The following is a 23820-nucleotide window of genomic DNA, read 5'->3' as shown; positions in this document are numbered from 1 at the left end:
CCTTCGACATGGACCGTGACCGCCGTCTCTACGCCTGGACCTGTTGCCTGCTGCTGGGGCTTGCCAGCCAGGCGCAGGCCCGAGAAGCGCAACCCTGCGCGCCCCATCTGCTCGATGCCGTGGCCAGGCAGCTCGGCCACAGCGACTGGGTCGAGCCGACGTACGACGTCCCCGGTCCGTTCCCCGCCGTGGCCTGCAAGCCCTGGCCGGACGATCGCGGACAAACGGTGATCGCCATGGCCTACCTGGATCCCGGCGACACCGCCGTGGAAGGCGAACGCCATCCGCATCTGTTGCTGGCCAAGGTCGACAGCCGCAGCGGCAAGCTGCTCGAACGCCATGACAGCGAGTTCGAGGAGGACGCCGCCGTCGCCGTCGGCAGCGATAGCCTCTGGCTGGACACCGCGCGCTACCGCCTGAGCCCGACGGTGCGCGCCTTCGGCGTGGTCTTCCACAGCGTGGCGCGCGGCGCCAGTTGTCCGGACGCCGGCTTCGACAACCTGCTGACCCTGGTGGTACCGGCCGGCGACGGCAAGCTGCGCCCGGTGCTGAGCACCTACCTGGACCAGTGGCGGACGCTGAAGGGTTCGGTCTGCTCCGCCGAGCCCGGCTTCGAGCAGGAAGTCTCGCAGTTGACCCTGGCGCTCGGCCCGGGGCGCACCAACGGCTTCGCCGACCTGATCGTCACCTCGCGGGTCGGCGATGGCGAGGCGGAGGACGGCAAGCCGTTGCGCACGGTGAAGCGCACGCTACGCTACGATGGCCGGCGCTACCCGCTCGAGGAGTACTCGGACTTCTGGCATCGCCCATGAAGGAAGGCCGTGGCCGCGAGCCACGGCGAAACAGCGCGCCCGTCATGAGGGACGGACGCGCGCGAGGAACTCAGCCCTCGCTGGTTTCCCCGTCCTCTTCGGTGGGCGCCGGCTCGCTCTCTTCGTCCTGCCCGTCGTCGTCCGACTGGCAGTAAGGCGTCGGATCCTGCGGCCAGATCGCCTTGCCGTTGCCATCGAGCAACTGTTCGGCGCCGCACTCGGTGGTGGTCACGCTGAAGCGCGGCTTGCCGTTCAGGTCGTACAGCGCGCGCAGGGTTTCCGTGGCTTCGTCGCCGCTGCCGCTGACTTCGTAGCCAAGCACGTAGCCCTGCTCCAGGTTCACCTCCAGCTTCTGCCAGAGCGCCGGCACCAGCGTGCGGCCCTGGCGGTCGAGCAGGACGGTATGGGCATGATTGTCCATCCCGTCGATACCCTCCAGGTAGCGGCCATCATGCGCCGACTGGATACTGATCAGTTCGCCCGGCTCCAGCAGCATCTTGCCGCTGCGGTCCATCAGGCCGACCACCGGCACCTGGCTTTCCGAGCCCATGAAGCTGACCGTCTTCTGCGCGCCGCCCTTCTTCGCCACGACGAACAGGTCGTTGCCCAGCGCGCCGATCTGCGGATAACCCGGCTTCACCCACTCGCTGCCTTCGTCGAGGTTGAAGATGCCGAAGTCGGCGCTGAACAGGCCGGTGCTCACGCCGACCGCGGCCAGCCCAGGCACCTCGGTGGTGTAGCCGAGCGCGGTGAGTCCGGCGCTGTCGGCCGAATCGTACTGCGGTTGCACCTTCCAGGCGCCGCTGCGATCGATCAGGCCGTACTTGCCCGACGAACCGTCCTCCAGGCGTTGCTGGGCCAGCCCGCCCTGCTTGCCGAAGGCGCCGCAGCCGGCGAATTGCGCGGCGATCGCCACCTTGCCCTGGTAGTCGAGGTAGCCGCAGGGGCTGTCGAACTTCTCGCGGAACGCCACCAGGCCATTGGCCGGAGTGCCCAGGTAGTCGTAGCTCTTGCCGTCGCCGAGCGCGTCGCCCTTGGCGTCCACCAGCTGGTAGCCCTTGCCTATGACGCTGGCGGTCATCACGCCATCGTGAAGGTCGCCCAGGCTGTCGTAGGCCACCGCCTTCTGCTCGCCGCTGGCGAGGTTGATGATCCACTTCTCCTCGCCACGCTCGGCGCTGATCAGGCCGCCGTACTCGGCGACGCTGCCGTTGACCAGGGTGGTATCGTAGAGCGCCTCGGTCAGTTGCCTGCCCTTGGCGTCGAGGATGCCGCGCTTGCCATCGATCTCGTAGATGATGAATTCGTTGGCGCTGTTGGGGTAGATGTCGTCGAAACGCGGCGCCTGGACTTCCTTGCCCTGGCCGTCGACCACGCCGTACTTGTCGTCGCGGACGAACCCGTAGAGGCCGGGGGTGAGCAACGACAGGGCTTCGCCGATGTCGTCGCGCAGCACCTTGCCGTCCTTCGCCTGGATCAGGTTCCAGCGCTCGTCGCGGGCGGCCATCAGGGTGCCCTGGAAGGAACTGGCGACGAGGTTGTCGTAGTCGTTGTCGAAGGGAATGAGCAGCTTCGCGTCCTGGTCGATCACTGCGCACTGGCCGTTCAGGCACAGCGGAATGCTCAAGGCGGCCATGCTCGGCGCGGCCGGTTGCGGCGCGGCTGCCGTCGGGCTGGGCGCATCGTCGCCCTGGTTGCAGGCACTGAGGAGCAGGGTGGAAACGGAGACGGCCAGGGTGTTGCGGCCGATACGCGACAGTCTTTGCATACGGATAGGTTCTCGAATGATCCCTGAGATGAATGTCCTGCCGCGACACGCGTCGATCGCGAGACGCGGCGAGCCTTTCTCCGTGGAAAGGCGCGGGCATGATGCCCGTGCCATGCCTTGCCTGGCAATGCCCGCGCACCGCCTGCCCGCTCCGCGTGACGACAGGCGGCGCGGTTGCTGGCAGAATCGCGGCTTTCCACAAGCGGCGCAGAGAGCCCCATGAACGACGAACTGCGGATCGAAGACCTCCGGCTGGGCGATGGCAAGGAGGTGGTCAAGGGCGCCCTGATCACCACCCAGTACCAGGGCACCCTGGAGGATGGCACGGTGTTCGACTCCTCCTACCAGCGCGGCCGGCCGTTCCAGTGCGTGATCGGCACCGGCAGGGTGATCAAGGGCTGGGACCAGGGCCTGATGGGCATGAGGGTCGGCGGCAAGCGCCGGCTGTTCGTCCCCGCCCACCTGGCCTATGGCGAGCGGCAGGTCGGTGCGCACATCAAGCCGCACTCCGACCTGCTGTTCGAGATCGAATTGCTGGAAGTACTGACCCGCGACGACTGAGCCGGACGTCGACGCCGACCTTCGACCCTCCACGAGGCAAGGGTCTCTTCTAGCCCGAGGGACGAGCCGCGAAATCCGTGGAAGCGACCGTTGGCAGATTGCCCAGCGTACGCAGCAGGCAGACCCCCAGGGCGGCACCCGCCACCCCCGCCCCCAGCATCAGTCCTATCGCCCCCGACCAGTCGAAGCGGCTGACGATCAGGCCGATCAGCAGCGGGCCGACCACCTGTCCCAGGTAGTTGCCCTGCATCACCCAGCCGATGGCCAGTGGCGTCAGCGCGGGCGTGGGCGATGCCAGCGGGGCGCTGGCCAGGGTCGTGGTGGGAAGCATGCCGGCGACCGCCGAGAAGACGAAGCCCAGCCCGACCGCCAGCGATGCCGGAGTGGCGGCATGGAAGAAGGCCGCCCCAGTGACGCCCATCAGGACGGCGGTCAGCGCCAGCAAGACTCCGGGACGGACCCCGCGGGACAGGACGACGCCCGCCGCGAGATTGCCGAGGGCGTTCGCCGCGACGATGGCCGCCCCGACGAGCCCGGCGGTTTCCAGGGGAACTCCCAGGCGCTGCATGAGGAACACCGGAAGGAAAGTCATCAGGGCGAAGAACTGCAGGTTGTAGACGCTGAAACTCAGCGCCAGCAGGCTGATGGCGGGATTTCGCAGCAGCACGCCCAGCCCGCCTCGCTGGCCGCCCGCCGTCCCGCCAGCCGCGGCGGGCACCGTGACGAACAGCAGCGCCGCGGCGAGCAGCACCGGCAACGCGCTCGCCAGCCAGTCCGCGCGCCAGTCGGCGAGCAGCGGCCCGATCAGCATCGAAAGGGCGATCCCGCCCGCCATGAAGGTGCTCCACAGGCCGAACACCAGGCTACGCCGCGACTCGGCGGTGATCCGGTGGAGCACGGCGGGAGCCGCCACCACCACGATGAGAAACCCCAGACCCTCGACGAAACGGGTACCGAGCAGCCAGGCGAAGTCTGTCATCGACGCGCCGAGCAGGCTGGCGCCCCCCAGGATCGCCAGGCCGATGGCAAGCAGCCGGCGATCGCCCCAGCGGCGCACGAGGATGCCGGCGGCGATGCCACCGAACACGCCGACGAAGGGAAAGGCAGACATGATCCAGCCGAGCGCGGCGAGATCGCCGCCGAAGTCCTGCTGCAGCGACGGCAGGGCGATGGACGCCTTGCCGACATGCAAAGCCGCGGCGATACCGGCGAAGATCAGATTGGCGACCGCCATGGCCTGGGTACGCGGACGTGCGGGAGTGGACGGGCTATCCATCGTCGTTGCCTCCGGGCAGGGAGTGACGCCCGGCACGATCGCCAGACGCGTTGCCCGGATTCTGATAGCTCAACTTAACTTGAGGTAAAGCCCCTAGGAATCGAACGGTGCGTTCCCTGGAGCGAACCAGTGGCGGGCCCGCCAAGATGGATCAGTAGAAGTGCTCGGCGTACAGGTCCCAGGCATTGCGCCGGGCCATGCGGCGCAGGCGCTCGGTACAGCCCCGCCGACCGGCGGCGGGACGCGGAACGGCGCTGGTGGTGGCGTCGCCATCCTCCCGCGCCGGCTTGCTGTGTGGAGTGTTCAAGCGCATGCCGACCTCACCAGTTCATTCCCTTCGCCGCTTCGCTCAGCAGAGCCTTCGCCATGCCGCGGGCGGACGCGAGGTCCGGCGCCACGCTCACCGGCGGACCATAGACCGCCTGTAGCACCGGGGCCAGCTGTTGCAGGTCGGCGAGATTGTCCGGTTGGCCGTTGGCGCTGAGCAGGATGCCCCGGCAGTGCTCGACGAAACGCTGGCGGTTTTCCTTGAGCCACAGGACCAGGCGTTTGCGCGCGCGCTGATCGCCTTCCCCCTCCCCTGCGGGGAACGGTGGATAGACCAGGGCGAAGTCGCGCTCGACGGCAAGCACCGCCTCGACCTCCTCCAGCCAGCGCTCGACTGCCGGCAGGTCGCGCGGCATGTCGCGGACCTGGACCAGGGGGAAGGCATCGATATCCAACAGGCTTTGAATGGCGGCATTCATGGGGGCGGACTCCTGCGGTGGAAGCAAGGTTGGGGGCGAAAGGACTTGCCAAAACAGTACTGTACGATACAGTTCTGAAATGACCAGCGTCAACCATGACGAGAAACGTTCTCAGCAAATTGCCGGGAGACTTGAACGGGCGGTCCCTACGCCCCACCATGCGCACCTCCCGCACGCCACCCCGCGAGGCCCGATACCGCCCATGAACGAAGCTTCCCCCCGCCTGACCGAACGCGGCCGGCAACGCCGCCGCGCCATGCTCGACGCCGCCACCCAGGCGTTTCTCGAACACGGCTTCGAAGGCACCACGCTGGACATGGTGATAGAACGAGCCGGCGGCTCGCGGGGAACCCTGTACAGCTCGTTCGGCGGCAAGGAAGGACTGTTCGCCGCGGTGATCGCCCACATGATCGAGGAAATCTTCGACGACAGCGCCGACCAGCCCCGCCCCGCCGCCACGGTGCGCGCCACCCTCGAGCATTTCGGCCGGCGTTTCCTCACCAGCCTGCTCGACCCGCGCTGCCAGAGCCTGTATCGCCTGGTGGTGGCGGAGTCCCCGCGTTTTCCCGCGATCGGCAAGACTTTCTACGAACAGGGGCCGCAGCAGAGCTACCTGCTGTTGACCGGGCGCCTGGCCGCGGTGGCCGGCGAGGTGGCCGAGGAAACCCTGTATGCGGTGGCGTGCCAGTTTCTCGAGATGCTCAAGGCCGACCTGTTCCTCAAGGCCCTCAGCGTGGCCGACTTCCAGCCGACGATGGCGCTGCTGGAAACCCGCCTGGCGCTCTCGGTGGACATCATCGCCTGCTACCTGGAGCACGGGGCGCGCAGGCCCGCCGCGGGCTGAGCGAAGCGTCCGGCGGTCAGGCCGGTGGCGATGACGCCTGGGCCGGCAACTCGGTGAGGTGGATCTCGGTGACCAGCGGCTCCTGGCGCGGCAGCGTGCGTTCGAGCAGGGGCGAGAAACGCGACAGGACACCGATCAGGTCCCACTGGGTTTCCAGGGCGGCGCCCAGTTCCGAGAGTTCGTTCAGGACCCGGTGGCCGACCCGCTGCAGGCGTGGTTCCTCGCTCTGGCTGAGTTCCACCGAAAGGTGCGCCAGCATGGTCGTCATGTTGTTCATGTTGCGCGTCGCCAGGACCAGTATGTTGGCCAGCAGGGCGACATCGCTGTCAGGCAGGGAAGCGTGGGAGGAACCGGCGGTAGCGTGCATGCGAGCATCCTTTCTCGAAGTGCGGTCCGGAGCGAACGTCGCGGGAGAATAACATCATATTGCCATTACGCAATATCACCCGCGAAACGCTCAGGTTGATTTCCTGATTCCAGGCAGACCGCCCAGGGCGACAAAGGTTTCCATCAGGTAGGCCGCCGGCGCCTCGCCGCGCCGACGGCCCGACGGCTCACTGCATTTCCAGGGATTTGCGCGGCGGCGTGCTGCGATGGGCGGCACGCAGGTATTGCGGCGGCCAGGGCATCTGCTCGTTGCGCAGTTCGTCGGCGGCATGCAGCGGCCAGTACGGGTCACGCAGCAGCTCGCGGGCCAGCAGGATCAGGTCGGCCTGGCCGGTGCGCAGGATGTGCTCGGCCTGCACCGGCTCGGTGATCATGCCCACCGTGCCGCTGGCGATGCCGGCTTCCTTCCTCACCCGCTCGGCGAACTCGGTCTGGTAGCCCGGTCCCACCGGGATTTCCGCGTTCGCCGCGGTGCCGCCGGAGGACACGTCGATCAGGTCCACGCCCAGCTCCTTCAGGCGCCGGGCCAGCTCCACGGTCTCATCGGGATTCCAGCCATCCTCCACCCAGTCGGTGGCCGAGAGCCGGACGAACAGCGGCAACGCCTCCGGCCAGGCCTTGCGCACCGCCGCGGCGACCTGCAGGAGCAGACGGATGCGGTTCTCGAAGCAGCCGCCGTACTGATCGCGGCGCTGGTTGGACAGCGGCGAGAGGAACTGGTGCAACAGGTAGCCGTGCGCCGCATGCACCTCGGCGACCTTGAAGCCAGCCGCCAGGGAACGCTCGGCGGCGCGCACGAAGGCCTGCACCAGCGCCTCGATCTGCGCCTCGCTCAAGGCCTCGGGGGTCGCGTGCTGGGGGTCGAACGGGATCGCCGAGGGCGCCACCGGTACCCAGCCGCCGTCAGCGATCGGCACGCTGCCGTGCTTGCCCAGCCAGGGCCGCCAGGTACTAGCCTTGCGCCCGGCATGGGCCAGCTGGACCCCGGCGACGGCGCCCTGGGACTCGATGAAGCGGGTGATGCGGTGCAACGGCTCGACATGCGCGTCGCTCCAGATCCCGAGGTCGTCGGCGGTGATGCGCCCCTCGGGCAGCACCGCGGTGGCCTCGACGATCACCAGGCCGGCACCACCCACGGCGCGGCTGCCCAGGTGCACCAGATGCCAGTCGTTGGCCAGGCCTTCCTGTGCCGAATACTGGCACATGGGAGAGACGGCGATACGGTTGGGCAGGGTGATCTGACGGAGGGTGAGAGGCTCGAACAGCAGGCTCATGGCAGGGCTCCCGGTCGGTCTTGGAATGGAGGCTCACTTCTGAACTCTAGACCGGGATCGCGCAGGTCAGCGCGCAAAGCGACATACAGCAGGCAGGAAAGCTCGGCGCGGGACGCCCGCCAGCACGCCGCGAGGCATGCCGACGGGCGGCGCGGGCGCTTAGAGCGCGCTCGGACAGGTCACGCCGACGGTGCTGAAGGCACGAGTGACGTCAGCCGCCGGGTAGTTGCGGTTCTGTGCCGAGCGGATCACCCCGCAGGCGCCGCTGTTGAAGGTGCTGGTCGCGGTCCAGTAGTAGCGGTTGGCGTCGACGAACACTTCGAAGGCCTTGCGGGTATCCCAGCCCGGCGAGTTGGCCAGCAGGTAGAAGGCGCGGTTGTACACGCCGCTGGAATGGTGCACGTCGATACCGTTGTAGTACTGCCCGGCGTTGTCGATGGAACGCCCGTCACGGCTGGGCTGGTCCATGTAGCGCAGCGCACCGCTGCCCTTCTTGATGTCGTAGCCGATCAGGAAGTCGTTCTTGCCGCGCATGTAGAATTCGGCCGCCTCGCCGGCCATGTCGGAGAACGCCTCGTTCATCCCGCCGGACTGGCCACGGTAGACCAGGCCGGAGTTCTGCTCGGTGAAGCCGTGGCTGACCTCGTGGGCCGCCACGTCCAGCGACACCAGCGGATAGAACATGGTAGCGCCGTCGCCGAACAGCATCGCCGTACCGTCCCAGTAAGCGTTCTCCACACTGCGCCCGTAGTGCACCTTCATGTACAGCTTGTGGGTCAGCGGGCTGGCGCCGAACCAGTCCTTGTACAGCTTGAACACCACACCGCCGAAGAAATGCGCGTCGTTCAGCGGCGAGTAGGCGCCATTGATCTGCTTGTAGGTATTGGTCGGGCAGGCGAAGCGGAACGGCGTGGACTTGCTGTCGTCGGTGCTGCTGTTCATGTCGACGGTGATGACGTTGCCATCGTCCATCTCGCAGCGGTCGTTGACGATCAGCGGACCGTAGTCGGTGCCGTAGTTGTACTTGCCGATCTTCTGGTTGCCGCCGGGTCCGCCGGCCTGGGCGTGGGCCAGGCCCTCCCACTGCTCGAGCACCTCGCCGGTCTTGGCGTCGATGACGAAGTGCGGGCGCGACAGCCCCTCGCCGGGAATCAGGTAGGAAACGTTGTAGACCAGTTGCGCGAGGTTGTTCTCGCCCAGGCGGATCACCAGTTCGACCTTCTCGTTCTCGGTCTTGCGGCCCTGGGCCTTGAGGCTCTTGGCCTGGGCCAGCACCTGCTCGGCGGAGACCGCCGGGGTGGTGTTGCCTGGCAGGTCGGCGGCGATGTTGGCGACGAAATGGCCGCTGCGCTGCGCCGCCACGCTCTTGCCTGGCGACTTGACTTCGGTGATGGCCTCGCCGACCACCCGCACGCCATTGTGGAACTGTTCGTAGCGGGTGACCCGCTTGCCGCTGGGCAGGGTGGTGCTGCGTACAGCCTTCAGCTCATCCGCCCCACCGGCGCCGACCGCGGCTTGCAAGGTGGCCGGCGCGGGCGCGCCCTGGGCAGTCTTGTCGGGGAGTTTGGACACGTCGATCAGGTCGGCGGCGAAAGCGGCCGGCGAAACACCCATGATCGCAACGAACAACAGGTCAAGCGTGGAAACCTTCTTCATCTTGTTCAGTTCTCCTGGTTTTTTCAGGCCGAAGTACTCGGCCGACGCTTACCGCCGCCTTGTGGGCTGATCGGAACAGCCGTATCAGTCCTTCGGGTGGAAGGAACTGCACTCCCCTGGCTCGGTCCCGTTCGACGGTGCTTTCGTGTACCAAAAAGAACCCGCGGCCAAACCTGCCAGAACTGGCAGGTGACCTTGATTTCGCCGCAAATCTGTATGTTTTCGCGGGAATAGCTAGCAGAAAAGCAAGCAGCAGCTAGGCTGGCCAGCTGCCGCCCCAGGCCTTCAGCGGGGCGCCAGGTGGACGACCATCAGCTGCACGCTTTCCTGGCCACGGAACTCGTTGACGTCGAGCCGATAGGCCAGCTCGGCCCAGCGCACGGTGGGATTCGGCCATTGCTCGCGGTCGACGTTGAAGGCGATGCCGTCCAGTTGCAGCGAGCCGCACTCGCTCTTCAGCGCCAGCTTCAGATGGCGCTCGCCGACGATGCGCTGCTGGACCAGCTGGAACACCCCGTGGAACATCGGCTCGGGAAAGTGCTGGCCCCAGGGCCCGGCCTGGCGCAACGCGCGGGCCAGTTCCAGGTGGAACTCCTGGATGCTCAACTGGCCATCGGAGAGCAGGCGCCCGGCCAGGTCTTCCTCGGCCAGCTGGCGACGCACCTCGGCATCGAAGGCTGCGGAAAAGGCACCGAAGTTCTCCCGCGGCAACGACAGCCCGGCGGCCATGGCGTGGCCACCGAACTTGCTGATCAGCCCCGGATGGCGGGCCGCCACCGCGTCCAGCGCGTCACGGATATGGAAGCCGGGAATCGAGCGCGCGGAGCCCTTCAGGCTACCGTCGCCGGCATCGGCGAAGGCGATGGTCGGCCGGTGGTAACGCTCCTTCAGGCGTGAGGCGAGGATCCCGATCACGCCCTGGTGCCAGTCGGCGTCGAACAGGCACAGGCCGAAGGGCAGCTGTTCCAGGCTCAGGTCCTTGAGCTGCGCCAGCGCTTCGCGCTGCATGCCCTGCTCGATGGCCTTGCGGTCCTGGTTCAACTGGTCGAGCTGTACCGCCATGTCGCGGGCCAGCGCCTCGTCCTCGCAGAGCAGGCACTCGATGCCGAGGGACATGTCGTCGAGACGCCCCGCCGCGTTCAGCCGCGGGCCGAGGATGAAGCCCAGGTCGGTGGAGGTGATCCGCGCCGGCGGCCGTCCGGCGACCTCCAGCAGCGCGCGCAGCCCGGGCCGGGCACGGCCGGCGCGGATCCGCGCGAGGCCCTGGTGGACCAGGATGCGGTTGTTGGCGTCCAGCGGCACCACGTCGGCGACGCTGCCCAGCGCCACCAGGTCGAGCAGCTCGGCCAGGTTCGGCTCCTTCAGGCCACGCCGATCGAACCAGCCCAGTTCGCGCAGGCGCGCGCGCAACGCCAGCATCACGTAGAAGATCACCCCGACCCCCGCCATCGCCTTGCTGGGAAACTCGCAGCCCGGCTGGTTGGGGTTGATGATCGCATCCGCCGCCGGCAGTTCCGGGCCGGGCAGGTGGTGATCGGTGACCAGCACCTTGAGGCCGGCAGCCTTCGCCGCCTGCACGCCGTCGACGCTGGAGATGCCGTTGTCGACCGTCACCAGCAGGTCGGGACGCTTCTCCAGGGCCACCCCGACGATCTCCGGGGTCAGGCCATAGCCATACTCGAAACGATTCGGCACCAGGTAGTCGACCCAGCTCGCGCCGAGCATGCGCAGGGCCAGCACGCCGACGCTGCTGGCGGTGGCGCCGTCGGCGTCGAAGTCGCCGACGATGAGAATCCGCTGGCCGCCCTCCAGGGCCTCCACCAGCAGCGCCACGCCCTCCTCGATGCCTTTCAGCCGCTGGTAGGGAATCAGCCGCGCCAGGCCCTTGTCCAGCTCCTCGGCGCAACGCACGCCACGCGCCGCGTACAGGCGCGCCAGCAACGGCGGCAGGTCGCCGAGATCGGGCAGGGTTTCGGGCAGGGGACGGGGTTCGATGCGCATCAGATCACTCGTTCGATTCGACGGAAGGAAGCGGCGGCGCTCAACGCTCGCCCTGCAGCCACTCCAGCTGCAGTTCGTGCTGGCCGTTCTCGTCGGTGACGAAGATCGTGCCCTCGCTGATCATCACGGTCCAGTTGATCGAGCGTGGCAGGTCGCGGGAGAGGTTCTCCAGGGCTTCCTGGGGCACTGCCGCGACGTTGAGGTTCTTCAGGCTGCGTACGCTGTCCAGCACCTTGGTCTGCCAGACCCGCAGGTTGCCGTAGGCGAGCAGGCTGAAACGCTCGCAGCGGCGCGAGCACCAGGTGATGCGCTCGGCGTCCGGCTGGCCGACCTCGATCCAGTGCAGGACCCGGCCGTCCAGGCTCTTTTCCCAGAGCGCCGGCTCGTCCACGTCCGACAGGCCGCGCCCGAAGGCGATCTGCTCGCCATACCACAGCACATAGGCCAGCAGGCGTACCGCCAGGCGCTCCTCGGTCTCGGAGGGGTGGCGGGCGACGGTCAGGCGCAACGTCTCGTAGACCCCGCGGTCCAGGTCGGTCAGGGAGATATCGGCTTTGTAGGGAGTGGATTGCAGGGCCATGGGAATACCGGCGTGGGAAGCGAAAGGGCGCAAGTCTAACCCGAAACCCGGCGGCGTGCGGCCCGCCGGCCGACCGCCTGCCCGGCCTTTTCCCATCCTTGCCGATCAACGCGGCGCGTAGCGCCCCAGAGTTCCTCGAACTCGCGCCGATAGGCGCCGATCAGCACGGCGTCGTCGGTCACCAGCAGGTTCTCCTCGTTGTTGACGCTGGCGCTGCGGGTCCAGTTGAAGCTGCCGTTGAGCAGCCAGGCGCCGTCCACCAGAGCGAACTTGTGGTGCATGTGGAAGGGACTGTCGTCGATCCGCACCGGTACGCCGGCCTCGCGCAGCGCATGGATATCGCTGCCCTCGTCGAACCGCTTGTCGTCGTCGCTGACGATCCGCACCGGCACGCCGCGCTGGTGGCAGGCGAGGATTTCCGCGCTGAGTTGGTCGTCGGAAATGGTGAACACGCAGATATCCAGGCTTTGCCGGGCCTGGCGGCACAGCTCGCGGATCTTCCGCCGACACTCCTCGCCGGGGCTGAAGTGGGCGCTGGCGCGGCTGCGCGGCGCCGCCGCGGTGACCTCCAGGGTGCGCACCACCTGCTCCAGCCATTTCAGGGCGGCCATGCGCTCGTCCCGCTCCTCGACGAGAACCAACTCGCGCACCAGGTCGAAGGCGCGGTTACGCAGGAAACGCACCTGGTCGGGCGCCAGCTCGCTGCCCAACTGGCGCAGTTCGTCACGTTCCTCATTGCTCAGCTTCAGGTCCGCCAGGCTGTCACGCAGTTGGCGGTCCAATCCGTCGAAGTCCATTTCCGCTCCTCGCATCTCAGGGTTGATCGTTCTCCAGCGGTCGCTGCTCGCCGCCCAGCAGCCGGCCCAGTTCGTCGAGGCGGCTGGATATTTCGTTGATACGGCTATGGGTGCGCAGGTCGACGTCGATCTTGCGGTCCATCACCTTGATCAGCGGCAGGAAGCTGTCCTGCAAGCATTCGGCGAGACTCTCCAGCACCTGCTGGACGCCCGGCTGCGCCGGCGCCGTGACCTCGACGTTCAACGCCGGCGCGCCCTGGCCGAGCTGGCGCAGCCCCGCCAGCAACTCGTCCCAGGGCGCCGCTTGTACCGGCTGGGGTTCACGGGCCAGGCCGCGCACGCTCTCCACCAGGTCGTTGAGCTGCGCCACCAGGCGTCCGCCGACATCGGCGTCGCTGCCGCCCATGGCCTTGTTGCGCAGGAAGTCGCGCTTGATCTGCGCCCAGCGCTCGGCCTGCGCGGGAGTCTGGTTGCCGCGCAACTCGGCGAGCTTCAGCAGGTTTTCCTCGGCGCCGGTGGTCAGCAGTTGCGACTCGCCCTGGTAGTGGTCGGCGATCAGTTGCAGCAGCTCGGCGTCGTTCATCACCGCGGAGATCTTCTCCGCCATCTTGTTCATGTTGCGGTAGCTGCCCTGCAGCTTGAACGGCGGCTCGCTGCGGTACTGGTCGGCCTGGGCGGCGCTGGCGATGTACTGCTGGTTGACCTTGAGCACCACGTCGCGCACCTGCATGAGGCGTTGCAGGGTGCTGCTGATCTCGTTGATCTCGGCACCGCTGTAGCCGTGGGCCAGCTCGTTGCTGGAGAACGGCTTGCCCTCGGCCTTGGCGACGAAGCGATAGACGTCGGCCATGTCGCGGGTGGCCAGCGGCGCGAGAACCGGGTTGGAGGTCAGGGCGTTCTCGATGTAGCTGAGGGAGAACGCCTCCTGCATGCCGCTGAGGGTGTCGCCGAGATTGTAGATGTCGGCGCGGTTGGCGAGCATGTCGGGAATACGGAAGACCTCGCCGGACTCGGTGTAGGGATTGCCCGCCATCACCACGCAGAATTTCCGCCCGCGCATGTCGTAGGTCCTGGTCCGTCCCTTCCATACCCCTTCCACCCGGCGCGTGCCGTCGCAGAGGGAAATGAATTTCTGCAGGAACTCCGGATGGGTGTGCTGGATGTCATCGACGTAGAGCATCACGTTGTTGCCCATTTCCAGCGCCAGGTTGAGCTTCTCCAGCTCCTGCCGCGAAGTCGCGTCCGGCGCCTGGCCGGGATCCAGCGAGCGCACCTCGTGGCCCAGCGCCGGGCCGTTGATCTTCATGAAGATCAGGCCCAGGCGGTGCGCCACGTACTCCATCAGCGTGGTCTTGCCGTAGCCGGGCGGCGAGATCAGCATCAGCAGGCCCATCAGGTCGGTGCGCTTGTTCTCGCCTACCGTGCCCATCTGCTTGGCCAGGTTGTCGCCGATGACACCCAGGTAGACGTCGTTGATCAGCTTGTTGCGAACGAACGAGGACAGCGGACGCGGCTTGAACTCGGCCAGGCGCAGCGCCTCGCGCTCGCGTTCGACGATTTCCTGGCGCAGCGCCTGGTAGCGCCGCAGCCCCGGCAGGAACTGCTGGCGATGGCGGCGCAGGCGGCCGAAGAAATCGTCCACCGCCAGCGCCAGGCCGCGCTCGACGATGCGCGGATGCTCGCCCATCAGGCCGTCGACCTGGAAGCGCAGGTCGACCTCGGTGATCCGTCGTGGCATCTCCTCGTCCAGCAACGAGAGCGCCACCGCCTCGTCCAGGTAGGCCGCCAATGGCTGGAACTCGGCGTCTCCGCAGAGCCCGCGCAGCCAGTTGCCGGCCAGTTCCCACTGGGCCGCGGGCCGCTCGCCGAGGCGCTCCAGGGTCTGCTGGTAGTCGTCCCACAGACGCGCGCCTTGCAGGCGCAGCTTGAGTCCTTCCTGCAGTTGCCGGGCATATTTGCTGAAGGTGAACTCGGGACGCTCGGCGGACAACTCCCAGACCAGGTACTCGGCCGCCTCGTCGATATGCTGCGGGTCCAGCGCGATGGGTTGTTCGGCGAGCAGCGTGCGCATCGCCGCGGCCACTTCGCCGCGAAGGGCGAGCAGGCCGTCGTCGCGGCCGAACATCTGCTGGATGCTGCGGCTGCCGCGTGCCCGCTCGGGCCAGCCGGCGATCTCCCGTCCCTCGCGCTGGCGGCTCCAGAACAGGCTGGCGAAGGCCCGCGCCGAGGGCGCGTAACGCAGCAGTCCGGCGCTCTCGCGCAACGGCAGCAGGCGCACCAGGATCGCCGCCGCATCATGATCGTGAATGCCTTTCTCGTAGCCCTCCTTGTAGCGCGGCGCGGCGAAATCGCGGATCGCCCGTGCCAGCTCGTCCGGCTGCGCCAGCAGCGCCTGCAGGCGCTCCAGACTGAAGCCATCACGTCCCGCGTCGGCGGCGGCGAGCACTTCGCCGGCGAGATATTCGGCGCGGTACAGCGTCTCCGACTCGGACTCCAGGTTGACCTGCCAGAACCCGCGCAGCTCGTCGAGACGGGCGTCCTGCAGCGGTTCGAGGAAGTCGGTGCCGGTCAGGTGCAGGTACAGCGCGTCGCCGCGCGGCATCAGGGTCAGGTCGAGTTCCTGGGTATTCACACTGAAGCGATGGCGCGGACCGAGGCGGATGACGTCGCCGCCCTCCTCGAACAGTTCGCTCTTGTCGCGCAGGGCGCGCACCGCCTGGTCGCGGGCGGCCTTCAGGCGTGCCTCGACGTCGTCGGCCTTGACGCTGTCCTTCAATTCGCGAAGGCGTTCGGCCAGTTCGCGCAGCTTGAGGATCAGCGGGTCGGCGGCGAAGAACGCATTCAGCTCGACCGCCTCGGTGAAGCGCGCGGTACGTCGTTGCAGGCTGTCGAGGATTCGCCGGGCGGCGTCGAGCAGGCCCTGGGCCTTGCGCTGGCGCTCGTCGAGCAGGGTCTGCTTGTGCGCCTCGAAGGTTTCCAGCAGTTCCTCGCGCTTGGCCAGGATGTCGCCGAGGAACTGCTCGTGGTCGCCGAACTGGCTTTCCAGTTCCTCCAGTTGCACCAGCAGGCGCGACAGTTGCTCGTCGCAGCGCTCGGGGTCCTGAGCCTGGGCCAGGGCGTTGGTGATGCCCTGGCCGAAGAGTTTGAACCGGGCGCCGAACTGGGCCACGGTCTCGCTCGAACCGAGCCCCTTGCGCCGCTGCTCGGCGCGCGCCTTGGCCTGGTTCAGGCGGGCGTAGATCTCCGAGATCGACTCGATGATCCGGGTCCGCTGGGTAGCGTCGTCGATGCGCAGCGAAGCCATCAGCGAGGACAGCATGTCGAGGTCGCCGGCCATCGCCTCCAGCGCCGCCAGCGGCTCGCCGAGCTGGGCCACGGTCTCGGCCTTCTGCGCCTCGCCGTCGAGGGCCTGCAGGCGCTCCAGCAGCGGCTGCAGGGCCTGTTCGCTGGCGAGGAAGGTCGCGGTGGCAGCGGCCACCCGCTCGTGGGCCGCAAGCAGCTCGGCCTCCATGGCGTCGAGTCGCGCCACGTCGATGTAGCGGTACTCGCGGATGGTCAGCAGCAAGCCGCGCTGGGCGGTGATGCCGTTGAGTCCGTCGACGAACTGCTGCACCCGGTCCCAGCCGTCCGGCAGCAGTCCGGACAACAAGGCCTTGTGCCGCTCCTCCGCGTCGACCATCGCCTGGGCCGACTGGCGGCGGATGCTTTCGACCTTCTCGTATTCGTCGAGCACCAGTTCGGCGGTCGCCGCCACTTCGCGCAACAGCGGCGCCAATCCGTCCAGCTGGTCGCTGCCGAGCCAGTGGTAGACGTCGAACAGGCGCCGGGTGTTCTGGCACAGCAGCGAGTAACGCTGGAGCGAAACCGCGGGGGTCTCGATCTCCCGGCACAGGTCGTAGAGGTCGGAGACGCCGCGCACCAGCTCGGCGTTGCCGATCCGCCCGAGGAAGCCGCTGCGCGCCGGTTGGCGGGCCGCGTACTCCTCGCTGCAGAACGGCGTCTGCCAGACCTGCATCGGATGGATGCGGGTCGGCTCCTCGCCTTCGGCGGCGAAGATCACCATGCGCCCGTCTTCCAGGCGCGCGTAGCCGTGGCCGAACAGAGGGTTCTGCAACTGGCGGTTGATCAGGTTGTAGGTGAGCAGCACGTTCCGCCCCTGCTCGGGGTGATAGAAGATGTACTGCACGTCCTCGCCGTTGGGCGAACGCACCGAGCGCTTGAAGCGCATGCCCTCCATGGACTGCTCGAAGGTACGGTACTCGCCGTTCTGCAGGTAGTAGCCGCCGGGGAAGATGATCCCGTGGTCCTCCGGCAACTGGATGCAGGCCAGGCCGATGGCGTCGATGCGCTCGACCTTGCCGGTCAGGCTGTTGAACACCAGGTAGCGCCACTGCTCTTCGCGATAGGGCAGGACCTTGAGCAGCAGCAGGCTGCCGAGGCGGGCGAACTCGACCTGCGCGTCATCCAGCGACTGGGTCTTGTCCATCACCTCTTCGCGATAGATGCCCAGGCCGACCTCGGTGTTGTTCTCGACCTTGATGGTCAGGTCGCCGCCGATGGTCTCGACGAACAGGGTGTCGAGGATGTTCAGGTGCGGGAAGCGCCCCTCCACCACCATCTCGCGGGTCGCCCGCTGCCATTCGAAGTCGAACGGTGCCGGCAGGGCGATGTCGCGCTCGCCGCGGTTGTCGATGTAGCGGACTTCGCTGCCGTCGCTGGAGATCGACCAGCGGAACACGCGGATGTCGGTGATCCGCTCGCCGATCTGGAAGCTCGCCAGCAGCTTGCCGTCGCGGATCGCCAGTTGCAGCAGGCGGGTGTTCTTGTAATAGGTGTAGAGCTCGTTGAAATCGTTGACGAAGCCCGGCGCGGCGAGAAAGCTGCCCTCCAGCGGCACCGGCTCGGCCTCGTAGCCCTCGCTGCCCTCCACCAGGCGATAGAGGGAGAACACGTCGGCCACGCCGGTTTCCTTGCGCAGGCCGATGAACACGTTGTAGCCGAACAGCAGGCAGTCGCCGACCTGGACGATGTCGCGGGCGATGCAGTTGTTCTCGGTACGGATACGGACCCGGCCGATCACGTCCATCTGGCTGTCGCCGAACTCCTCCAGGCGACTGGCGTTCAGCCGTTCGGCGGTCTGCCGCAGGCGCTGCCCCTGCTCCAGCAGGCGCTTGTGCAGCACCTCGTAGGCGCCGCCCTCGGCGACGGCCTTGTCCAATATGTCCTGTGCGGGGGTTGCGGCTTGAGTGTCCGACATCCTGGTCTTCCTGGGTCTGCGGCGGTCATCGAGGGAACACGGCCCGGGCGCCCGGTGCCGGGCGCAGCCGGCGGGCGACGCCCGGGCCGGCGCCGTTCAGGGCGTGGGCAAAGCGCCTCCGCCGCATAGGGCGGAGGCTGGGCGGCAATTCAGACTTCCGCCGCCGGCTCGCTTTCGTGGCCGCTCTTGCGCTCCGGAACGGAGACCGAGGGCGCGCCGCGACCGTTGAGCAGGCGGGCGAGAACGTCCTGCACCACCGGACTCTTGCCGACCACGCCCTCGATGGCCTTGCCCACCGACAGCGACTTGGCGAAGGAATTGAAGAAGTCGCCCTCGCCGCCGACGATCTCGATGTTCGCCTTGCCCAGCGCGGTGGCGAGCACCTCGGCCTGTTCCTTGGCGATGTCCTTGTTCGCGGCAATGGCCGCCATGGCTTCCTCGAAGCTCTTCTCCAGCTGCATGCGGAACTCTTCGTGCTGGCGGGCGCTGTCGCTGAGAGCATCCAGTGCGCCGAACTTCTTCGCCAGGCCCTCGGCCTCGGCATTCAGGCGCTGCAGCAGGATCTCCGCTTCCGCGCTGCCCTGGTCCTTGGTCGCCTTGGCCTTGGCCGCGCCGAGCTGTTCCTCGCCACGCGCCTGGGCGCCGAGCTTCTCGGCCAGCACCTTGGCTTCAGCCAGGCCGTCCTTCTCCTTGGCCGCCGCCTGCGCCTCGAGCACCCGGGCGTCGGCCAGGCCGCGCTCCTCGTCGCCGCGGGCTTCGGCGACCAGCTGTTCGGCGCGTACCCGCGCCGCCGCCAGGCCGTCCTTTTCCTTCGCCGCGGCGGTGACTTCCAGCACCCGCGCATCGGCCAGCCCCGGCGCCGCGCGCTCGGCCTCGATCCCCTCGGCCAGGCGCTTCTTCGCCTCGGCCTGCTTCGACGCGGCCTCCAGCTCGGCCTGGGCCATGGTGTTGATTTCCACCGCCTTGTGCCGGGAACGCACTTCGTCTGCCTCAGCCTGCTTGACCTGGCGCACCAGTTCCTGCTCGGCCTCCGCCTGGGCCTGCAGCAGAATCACCTGCTTGACCCGCTCGGCCTCGGAGACCTCGCGGACTTCCTTGATCCGCTCCTCTTCCTGGGCCACGGTCTTCTCTACCGCGACGCGCTCGCGAATCACATTGGCGATGTTCTTGCGCTGCTCTTCCAGCGCCTTTTCCTTCTCGATCTTCTGCAGCTCGACCTCACGCTCGCGGGCGACGATCTCCAGGTCCTTGGCGCGTGTGACCTTCTCCACCTCGATGACCACCGCGCGCTGACGGTTCTGCTGCGCCACCTCGACCTCGCGCTGGTGATTCTCGGTGCGCACGTCGATTTCCTGCTGCGCCTGGATCCGCGCCTGTTCGGCCTTCAGCCGCTCCTCTTCCTTGACCCGCGCGGTTTCCGCTTCCTCGCGGGCGCGGATGGTCTCGATCTCGCGCTTCTGCCGGGCCTCGGCGTCCGCCTGCTGGCGCTCCAGGGCCAGGGCCGCCTCGCGGGTCTCGACGTTCTTCTTCTTGATCGCCAGCTCTTCGTTGCGCTCCAGTTCGTTGGTGATGACGTTCTGGGTGGCGGTCAGCTCGGTGATCTTGCGGATACCCTCGGCATCGAGGATGTTGCTCGGGTCCAGCGAGTTCTTCGCGGTCTGCTCCAGGTAGTCGATGGCGACGTCTTCCAGGACATAGCCGTTCAGGTCGTTGCCGATCACCTCGATGATGCGGTCGCGGAAGTCCTGGCGATTCTCGAACAGCTGGACGAAGTCGAATTGCTTGCCGACGGTCTTCAGCGCCTCGGAGAACTTGGCGTTGAACAGCTCGTTCACCGCCGAACGGTCGGAAGCACGGTCGACGCCGATGGCCTTGGCCACCTTGAGCACGTCGTCCTGGGTCTCGTTGACCCGCAGGTAGAAGGCCACGGTGATGTCCGCGCGCATGTTGTCGCGGCAGATCAGTCCGTCCTTGCCGCGCCGGTCCACCTCCAGGGTGATCAGCGAGATGCGCATGAACTCCTTGAGGTGGATCACCGGATAGACCAGCGCACCGGTGAAATGCACCTTGGGCGTCGACGACATGTCGTTGACGATCAGCGCGGTGCCTTGCGGGACCTTGATGTAGAAGGCCTTGAACAGGGCCAGCAGGCCCACGACCAGCAGAACGACCAGGCCTACTCCCAGCAGGAGGGGCATCAGCGACGTCATATCCATAGCAGCAGTTCTCCTTGATTCTCACCGAGCCCGGGTCAGATACCGCGGAACTCTTCCTCGGTAACGACCCGGTAGGCGTGCTCCGCCTCCAGGTACTCCAGCAGCACGACGCGATCGCCGCGCTTGAAGCCTTTGTTCTCTTCCGCACGGACTTTCAGGATCAGCCCGGCGCCACCGTCTTCCAGCAACGCCTCGCCATGTTGCAGGGTCACCCGCCCGCTGCGCACCACCGCGACCTGCCCCAGAACCGTCTTGCTGCTGGTGCTTTCCAGCTTGCGGAACAGCGGCCGCAACGGCCGGCACAGCGTGGCGGCCAGCGGCGCCGCCAGGAACAGCGCGCCCACCGCCACCACGGCACCCAACGGGTAGCGCAGCCAGCCGAGCGGCAATGCGCTGAGCAGCCACAGCTGGACGAAGTAGCAGAGGAACCAGGCGAAGAAGGACAGCAGGGTCAGCACCAGGGTGACCGGTACGCCGTTGAGTTTCAGCTTCGCCAGCAGCGCGGCGAGGCCTTCGGCCTGGCCGGCGCCATCGACGACCGATTCGGCGTCGAGATCGAGCACGTCGATCTCGACCATGCCCAGGGCGACGATGCCCCAGTAGATGATCGCGAGGATCAGAAGAAAGCTGAACAGCACGGTCGGGAACGACAGCGCCGTCTGCAGGAAACCTTCCATTGTCGCTCTATCCCTGAAAAACAGGCCCGGACGCCTTCGCCGGGCCGACGGCCGCTCAGGCCTTGCCCTTTTCCTTCAGGCGCGCCAGCACGCCATCCACGCTGTTGCCCGAAGCCTTGATCCCGGCCGCGCGCAGCTTGGCGTCCAGCGCATCGTCCGGCGCCGCCGCGCTGGCCAGCTCGGCAGCGGCGTCCATGGTCGCGGCGCGCTCGGCCTGGCGCTGCTTGATGCGTTCCAGGGAGTCCACCGCGGTCTGCAGCTTGCTCTTCGAGTTGCCGTAGCGCTGGGCCACGGCCATCTGTGCCTTCTGCACGCTTTCGGTGGCCTTGACCGTATCCACCTGCTGCTTGAGCTGGCGGATGTTGCCCTCGGCCTGGGTCACCGCCTTGCGCAACTGCGCCACGCTGGCGGCGAATTCGGCGACCTGGGCGCGCTCCCCTTCGAGCTGGCTCTCCAGGGTGGCGATCTTCTCCGCCACTTCGCGGGCCAGTTCCTCGTTGCCGGCCTCGAGTGCCTTGAGCGCGTACTGCTCGTATTCGGCGACCTGGGCCGCGGCCTTCTCAACCCGCTCCTGGGCCAGGCGGTGGCGGGCCATGATCGAGGCCAACGCCTCCCGCGACTTGCGCAGCTCGACATCGGCGTCGCGGATTTCCTGGTCGAGGATGCGCAGCGCCTGGCTGTCGACGATCGCCTCGCCGACTTCGTTGGCTCCGCCGCGCAGTGCGCTCAGCAGCTTGCTCCATACCGTCATGATGGTGTCCTCCCTCAGGCCCGGGCTTTCAGGTAGCCGGCGTAGACTTCCGTGGCGCGGATCACGTTGCCGGCCAGGGTTTCGATCTCGTGCAGCACGCTGGCCAGCGACGAAGTCGTGCTCAACGCGCCGAACATGCTGTAGCAGCGCTCCTCGCCCGGCAGGTTGAGCAGGCCGATGCTCGACAGCGGGAACAGTTGCCGGCTGAGCAGGACCTCTTCATTGAAGGCGGCCGCATCGGTAACGTCGCTTTCCGGCCAGAGCAGCGCCTCGACGATGATCTGCTCGCCCTGCGGGGCGACGAACACCGGCAGGTCGCCGTATTCGCGCATGATCACGTAGAGGCTCGCCTCCGCCCCCTCGATCAGCTCGATCTGGGCCTCGCCGCTGCTGAACAGCTCGGTGCCGCTCAGGGCCTCGGCCAGCGAGCGAGCGTTCCATACCCGGGCTTCCGTCATGTCTTTCTCCTTCTCCAAATGAGCCGCTCCGGCAGCGGGGCGACGCAGCATCCGCTCGATGCCGGCGAGCGCCACGGCGTTCTCCGGCAAGATCCAGACTTCCTTCTTCACCAGGCCCTGCTCGCGCAGGCGCTGGCGAAAGACACGCTGATAATGGGCTGACGATTTCCGTTCCATGGATTCACACTACGAAATTACATGTAAGACTTCAATAGCTCACATGTAAGAAATTCGAACACGCGCACGACCACGCCCCGGACCTGCCGGAGCGTCGGAGAACTGAAGGGGAAAGGGGGAACGGAACGACATGGGGGCCTCCCTGGCTCACTGTTGGCGCGCTACATCCTGTATCGACGCCTGCATTAAACCCTCTATGCAAAAAGAATTGAAGGACCGCCGAGCGCATGAAGGAAAAATGGGAAACGTCTCACCTTCACCGGGACGCCTGCCCAGCCCTTCGGGAAATGCTCTAGGCTATGCGCACACAGCAGCCCGACGGACACTCCATGGAACATTCGCGCAAACCGCTGGCCGGCCTGAAGGTGGTCGAGCTCGGCACCCTGATCGCCGGTCCCTTCGCCTCGCGAATCTGCGCCGAGTTCGGCGCCGAGGTGATCAAGATCGAATCGCCCGATGGCGGCGACCCGCTGCGCAAATGGCGCAAGCTCTACGAAGGCACCTCGCTGTGGTGGTTCGTCCAGGCACGCAACAAGCAGTCGCTGACCCTCAATCTCAAGCACGCCGAAGGTCTGGCGATCCTCAAGCGCCTGCTCGGCGAGGCCGACATCCTGATCGAGAACTTCCGCCCCGGCGTGCTGGAGAAACTCGGCCTGGGCTGGGACGTCCTCCACGCGCTGAACCCGCGCCTGGTGATGGTGCGCCTGTCGGGCTTCGGCCAGACCGGGCCCTACAAGGACCAGCCAGGCTTCGGCGCGGTCGGCGAGTCGATGGGCGGGCTGCGCTACATCACCGGCTTCGAGGATCGCCCGCCAGTGCGCACCGGAATCTCCATCGGCGACTCGATCGCCGCCCTCTGGGGCGTCATCGGCGCGCTGATGGCCCTGCGCCACCGGGAGGTCAACGGCGGTCAGGGACAGGTGGTCGACGTCGCGCTCTACGAGGCGATCTTCGCCATGATGGAAAGCATGGTCCCGGAGTTCGACGTGTTCGGCTTCATCCGCGAGCGCACCGGCAACATCATGCCCGGCATCACGCCCTCCTCCATCCATACCAGCGCCGACGGCCGCCATGTGCAGATCGGCGCCAACGGCGACGCGATCTTCCGCCGCTTCATGCAGGCCATCGGCCGCGACGACCTGGCCGAAGATCCGCAACTGGCGAGCAACGATGGCCGCGACGCGCGCCGCGACGAACTCTACGGGGTGATCGATCGCTGGGTCGCCTCGCTGCCACTGGACGAGGTACTGGCGGTGCTGGCGCGGGCCGAAGTGCCGGCCAGCCGAATCTACTCCGCCGAAGACATGTTCAGCGATCCGCAATTCCTCGCTCGCGAGATGTTCCTCTCGGCACGCTTGCCGGATGGCAAGCCGTTCCGCATACCTGGCATCGTACCCAAGCTGTCTGCCACGCCAGGCTCGGCGGATTGGGTAGGGCCGGAACTGGGCGAGCATACCGATGCCCTGCTCGCCGGCCTGGGCTACGACACCGAGCGCATCGCCGCCCTGCGCCGGGAAGGCGCTATCTGAACGATACGCGAGCCCCTACCGGTGCCCAGCGGCAGGCGCCTCTCCCCCACCTG

At 67.2% G+C, this 23820-nt stretch carries 18 protein-coding genes and 1 pseudogene; 4 read left to right on the top strand and 15 right to left on the bottom strand.

The window, feature by feature from the left end; translation table 11 throughout:
• Window positions 1–8: 8 nt before the first annotated feature.
• On the top strand, window positions 9–812 hold the full coding sequence (locus B7D75_RS06505; protein WP_058129835.1) for a PA3715 family protein: 804 nt from the start codon (window positions 9–11) through the stop codon (window positions 810–812).
• A 70-nt stretch (window positions 813–882) separates the two neighbouring features.
• Here B7D75_RS06505 and B7D75_RS06500 read toward each other — a convergent pair whose 3' ends face one another.
• Window positions 883–2580, bottom strand: a complete 1698-nt coding sequence (locus tag B7D75_RS06500; protein WP_003155042.1) for a WG repeat-containing protein — start codon at window positions 2578–2580, stop codon at window positions 883–885.
• Between the two features lie 219 nt (window positions 2581–2799).
• Between B7D75_RS06500 and B7D75_RS06495 the strand changes: the two genes are divergently transcribed.
• On the top strand, window positions 2800–3141 hold the full coding sequence (locus B7D75_RS06495) for an FKBP-type peptidyl-prolyl cis-trans isomerase (RefSeq protein WP_012074632.1): 342 nt from the start codon (window positions 2800–2802) through the stop codon (window positions 3139–3141).
• A gap of 49 nt (window positions 3142–3190) precedes the next feature.
• Here the strand turns inward: B7D75_RS06495 and B7D75_RS06490 are convergent, their stop codons facing one another.
• From B7D75_RS06490 to B7D75_RS06485, 3 genes are all read right to left on the bottom strand, one after another.
• Window positions 3191–4417: an MFS transporter gene (locus B7D75_RS06490; RefSeq protein ID WP_107113853.1), complete on the bottom strand. Its 1227-nt coding sequence runs from the start codon at window positions 4415–4417 to the stop codon at window positions 3191–3193.
• 151 nt (window positions 4418–4568) lie between these two features.
• On the bottom strand, window positions 4569–4730 hold the full coding sequence (locus tag B7D75_RS29525) for a hypothetical protein (RefSeq protein ID WP_003157923.1): 162 nt from the start codon (window positions 4728–4730) through the stop codon (window positions 4569–4571).
• A 7-nt stretch (window positions 4731–4737) separates the two neighbouring features.
• Complete coding sequence (locus tag B7D75_RS06485; protein WP_003157922.1) at window positions 4738–5163, bottom strand: hypothetical protein; 426 nt, start codon at window positions 5161–5163, stop codon at window positions 4738–4740.
• Between the two features lie 202 nt (window positions 5164–5365).
• Between B7D75_RS06485 and B7D75_RS06480 the strand changes: the two genes are divergently transcribed.
• Window positions 5366–6007, top strand: coding sequence for a TetR/AcrR family transcriptional regulator (locus tag B7D75_RS06480; RefSeq protein ID WP_003157921.1), 642 nt, complete (start codon window positions 5366–5368; stop codon window positions 6005–6007).
• A 16-nt stretch (window positions 6008–6023) separates the two neighbouring features.
• Here B7D75_RS06480 and B7D75_RS06475 read toward each other — a convergent pair whose 3' ends face one another.
• The 11 genes and pseudogenes from B7D75_RS06475 to bacA all read right to left on the bottom strand — a co-directional run bounded on the left by B7D75_RS06475 (window position 6024) and on the right by bacA (window position 22238).
• Entirely contained in the window at window positions 6024–6374 is a 351-nt protein-coding gene (locus B7D75_RS06475; protein ID WP_012074628.1) for a hypothetical protein, read from the bottom strand.
• A gap of 187 nt (window positions 6375–6561) precedes the next feature.
• On the bottom strand, window positions 6562–7668 hold the full coding sequence (locus tag B7D75_RS06470; protein ID WP_012074627.1) for an NADH:flavin oxidoreductase/NADH oxidase: 1107 nt from the start codon (window positions 7666–7668) through the stop codon (window positions 6562–6564).
• Between the two features lie 159 nt (window positions 7669–7827).
• Window positions 7828–9324 (bottom strand): M4 family elastase LasB, encoded by a 1497-nt coding sequence (gene lasB / locus B7D75_RS06465; protein ID WP_003157919.1) that lies wholly within the window; start codon window positions 9322–9324, stop codon window positions 7828–7830.
• Between the two features lie 285 nt (window positions 9325–9609).
• Window positions 9610–11325 (bottom strand): single-stranded-DNA-specific exonuclease RecJ, encoded by a 1716-nt coding sequence (gene recJ / locus B7D75_RS06460; protein ID WP_053813480.1) that lies wholly within the window; start codon window positions 11323–11325, stop codon window positions 9610–9612.
• 40 nt (window positions 11326–11365) lie between these two features.
• Entirely contained in the window at window positions 11366–11905 is a 540-nt protein-coding gene (locus B7D75_RS06455; RefSeq protein ID WP_034081117.1) for a YaeQ family protein, read from the bottom strand.
• A 105-nt stretch (window positions 11906–12010) separates the two neighbouring features.
• Window positions 12011–12702 (bottom strand): annotated as a pseudogene (locus B7D75_RS06450) (phospholipase D-like domain-containing protein).
• Window positions 12703–12718: 16 nt separating this feature from the next.
• Entirely contained in the window at window positions 12719–17959 is a 5241-nt protein-coding gene (locus B7D75_RS06445) for a DNA repair ATPase (protein WP_107113852.1), read from the bottom strand.
• 149 nt (window positions 17960–18108) lie between these two features.
• Window positions 18109–20175, bottom strand: coding sequence for a flotillin family protein (locus B7D75_RS06440; RefSeq protein ID WP_034081120.1), 2067 nt, complete (start codon window positions 20173–20175; stop codon window positions 18109–18111).
• Window positions 20176–20210: 35 nt separating this feature from the next.
• Window positions 20211–20852: a hypothetical protein gene (locus B7D75_RS06435; protein WP_003149990.1), complete on the bottom strand. Its 642-nt coding sequence runs from the start codon at window positions 20850–20852 to the stop codon at window positions 20211–20213.
• Window positions 20853–20907: 55 nt separating this feature from the next.
• The gene (locus B7D75_RS06430) at window positions 20908–21603 is read right to left on the bottom strand and encodes a PspA/IM30 family protein (protein ID WP_012074618.1); all 696 of its coding nucleotides are present in this window, start codon (window positions 21601–21603) and stop codon (window positions 20908–20910) included.
• 14 nt (window positions 21604–21617) lie between these two features.
• Entirely contained in the window at window positions 21618–22238 is a 621-nt protein-coding gene (gene bacA, locus B7D75_RS06425; RefSeq protein ID WP_012074617.1) for a biofilm formation regulator BacA, read from the bottom strand.
• 299 nt (window positions 22239–22537) lie between these two features.
• Between bacA and B7D75_RS06420 the strand changes: the two genes are divergently transcribed.
• Window positions 22538–23767: a CaiB/BaiF CoA transferase family protein gene (locus B7D75_RS06420; RefSeq protein ID WP_023443085.1), complete on the top strand. Its 1230-nt coding sequence runs from the start codon at window positions 22538–22540 to the stop codon at window positions 23765–23767.
• The last annotated feature ends 53 nt before the right edge of the window (window positions 23768–23820 follow it).

Origin of the sequence: Pseudomonas paraeruginosa (assembly GCF_003025345.2) — a bacterium.
Lineage (GTDB): Bacteria > Pseudomonadota > Gammaproteobacteria > Pseudomonadales > Pseudomonadaceae > Pseudomonas > Pseudomonas paraeruginosa.
The sequence above is the reverse complement of the archived record's forward strand: the minus strand, read 5'-3'. Positions and strand labels throughout refer to the sequence as shown.

Bases quoted from the DNA above. Each gene is read 5' to 3' on its own strand.
- B7D75_RS06490 (WP_107113853.1), bottom strand. From the start codon at position 4,417: ATGGATAGCCCGTCCACTCCCGCACGTCCGCGTACCCAGGCCATGGCG.
- B7D75_RS06435 (WP_003149990.1), bottom strand. From the start codon at position 20,852: ATGGAAGGTTTCCTGCAGACGGCGCTGTCGTTCCCGACCGTGCTGTTC.
- B7D75_RS29525 (WP_003157923.1), bottom strand. From the start codon at position 4,730: ATGCGCTTGAACACTCCACACAGCAAGCCGGCGCGGGAGGATGGCGAC.
- bacA (WP_012074617.1), bottom strand. From the start codon at position 22,238: ATGGAACGGAAATCGTCAGCCCATTATCAGCGTGTCTTTCGCCAGCGC.
- B7D75_RS06440 (WP_034081120.1), bottom strand. From the start codon at position 20,175: ATGGATATGACGTCGCTGATGCCCCTCCTGCTGGGAGTAGGCCTGGTC.
- B7D75_RS06485 (WP_003157922.1), bottom strand. From the start codon at position 5,163: ATGAATGCCGCCATTCAAAGCCTGTTGGATATCGATGCCTTCCCCCTG.
- recJ (WP_053813480.1), bottom strand. From the start codon at position 11,325: ATGCGCATCGAACCCCGTCCCCTGCCCGAAACCCTGCCCGATCTCGGC.
- B7D75_RS06430 (WP_012074618.1), bottom strand. From the start codon at position 21,603: ATGACGGTATGGAGCAAGCTGCTGAGCGCACTGCGCGGCGGAGCCAAC.
- B7D75_RS06475 (WP_012074628.1), bottom strand. From the start codon at position 6,374: ATGCACGCTACCGCCGGTTCCTCCCACGCTTCCCTGCCTGACAGCGAT.
- B7D75_RS06455 (WP_034081117.1), bottom strand. From the start codon at position 11,905: ATGGCCCTGCAATCCACTCCCTACAAAGCCGATATCTCCCTGACCGAC.
- lasB (WP_003157919.1), bottom strand. From the start codon at position 9,324: ATGAAGAAGGTTTCCACGCTTGACCTGTTGTTCGTTGCGATCATGGGT.
- B7D75_RS06420 (WP_023443085.1), top strand. From the start codon at position 22,538: ATGCGCACACAGCAGCCCGACGGACACTCCATGGAACATTCGCGCAAA.
- B7D75_RS06505 (WP_058129835.1), top strand. From the start codon at position 9: ATGGACCGTGACCGCCGTCTCTACGCCTGGACCTGTTGCCTGCTGCTG.
- B7D75_RS06470 (WP_012074627.1), bottom strand. From the start codon at position 7,668: ATGAGCCTGCTGTTCGAGCCTCTCACCCTCCGTCAGATCACCCTGCCC.
- B7D75_RS06480 (WP_003157921.1), top strand. From the start codon at position 5,366: ATGAACGAAGCTTCCCCCCGCCTGACCGAACGCGGCCGGCAACGCCGC.
- B7D75_RS06495 (WP_012074632.1), top strand. From the start codon at position 2,800: ATGAACGACGAACTGCGGATCGAAGACCTCCGGCTGGGCGATGGCAAG.
- B7D75_RS06445 (WP_107113852.1), bottom strand. From the start codon at position 17,959: ATGTCGGACACTCAAGCCGCAACCCCCGCACAGGACATATTGGACAAG.
- B7D75_RS06500 (WP_003155042.1), bottom strand. From the start codon at position 2,580: ATGCAAAGACTGTCGCGTATCGGCCGCAACACCCTGGCCGTCTCCGTT.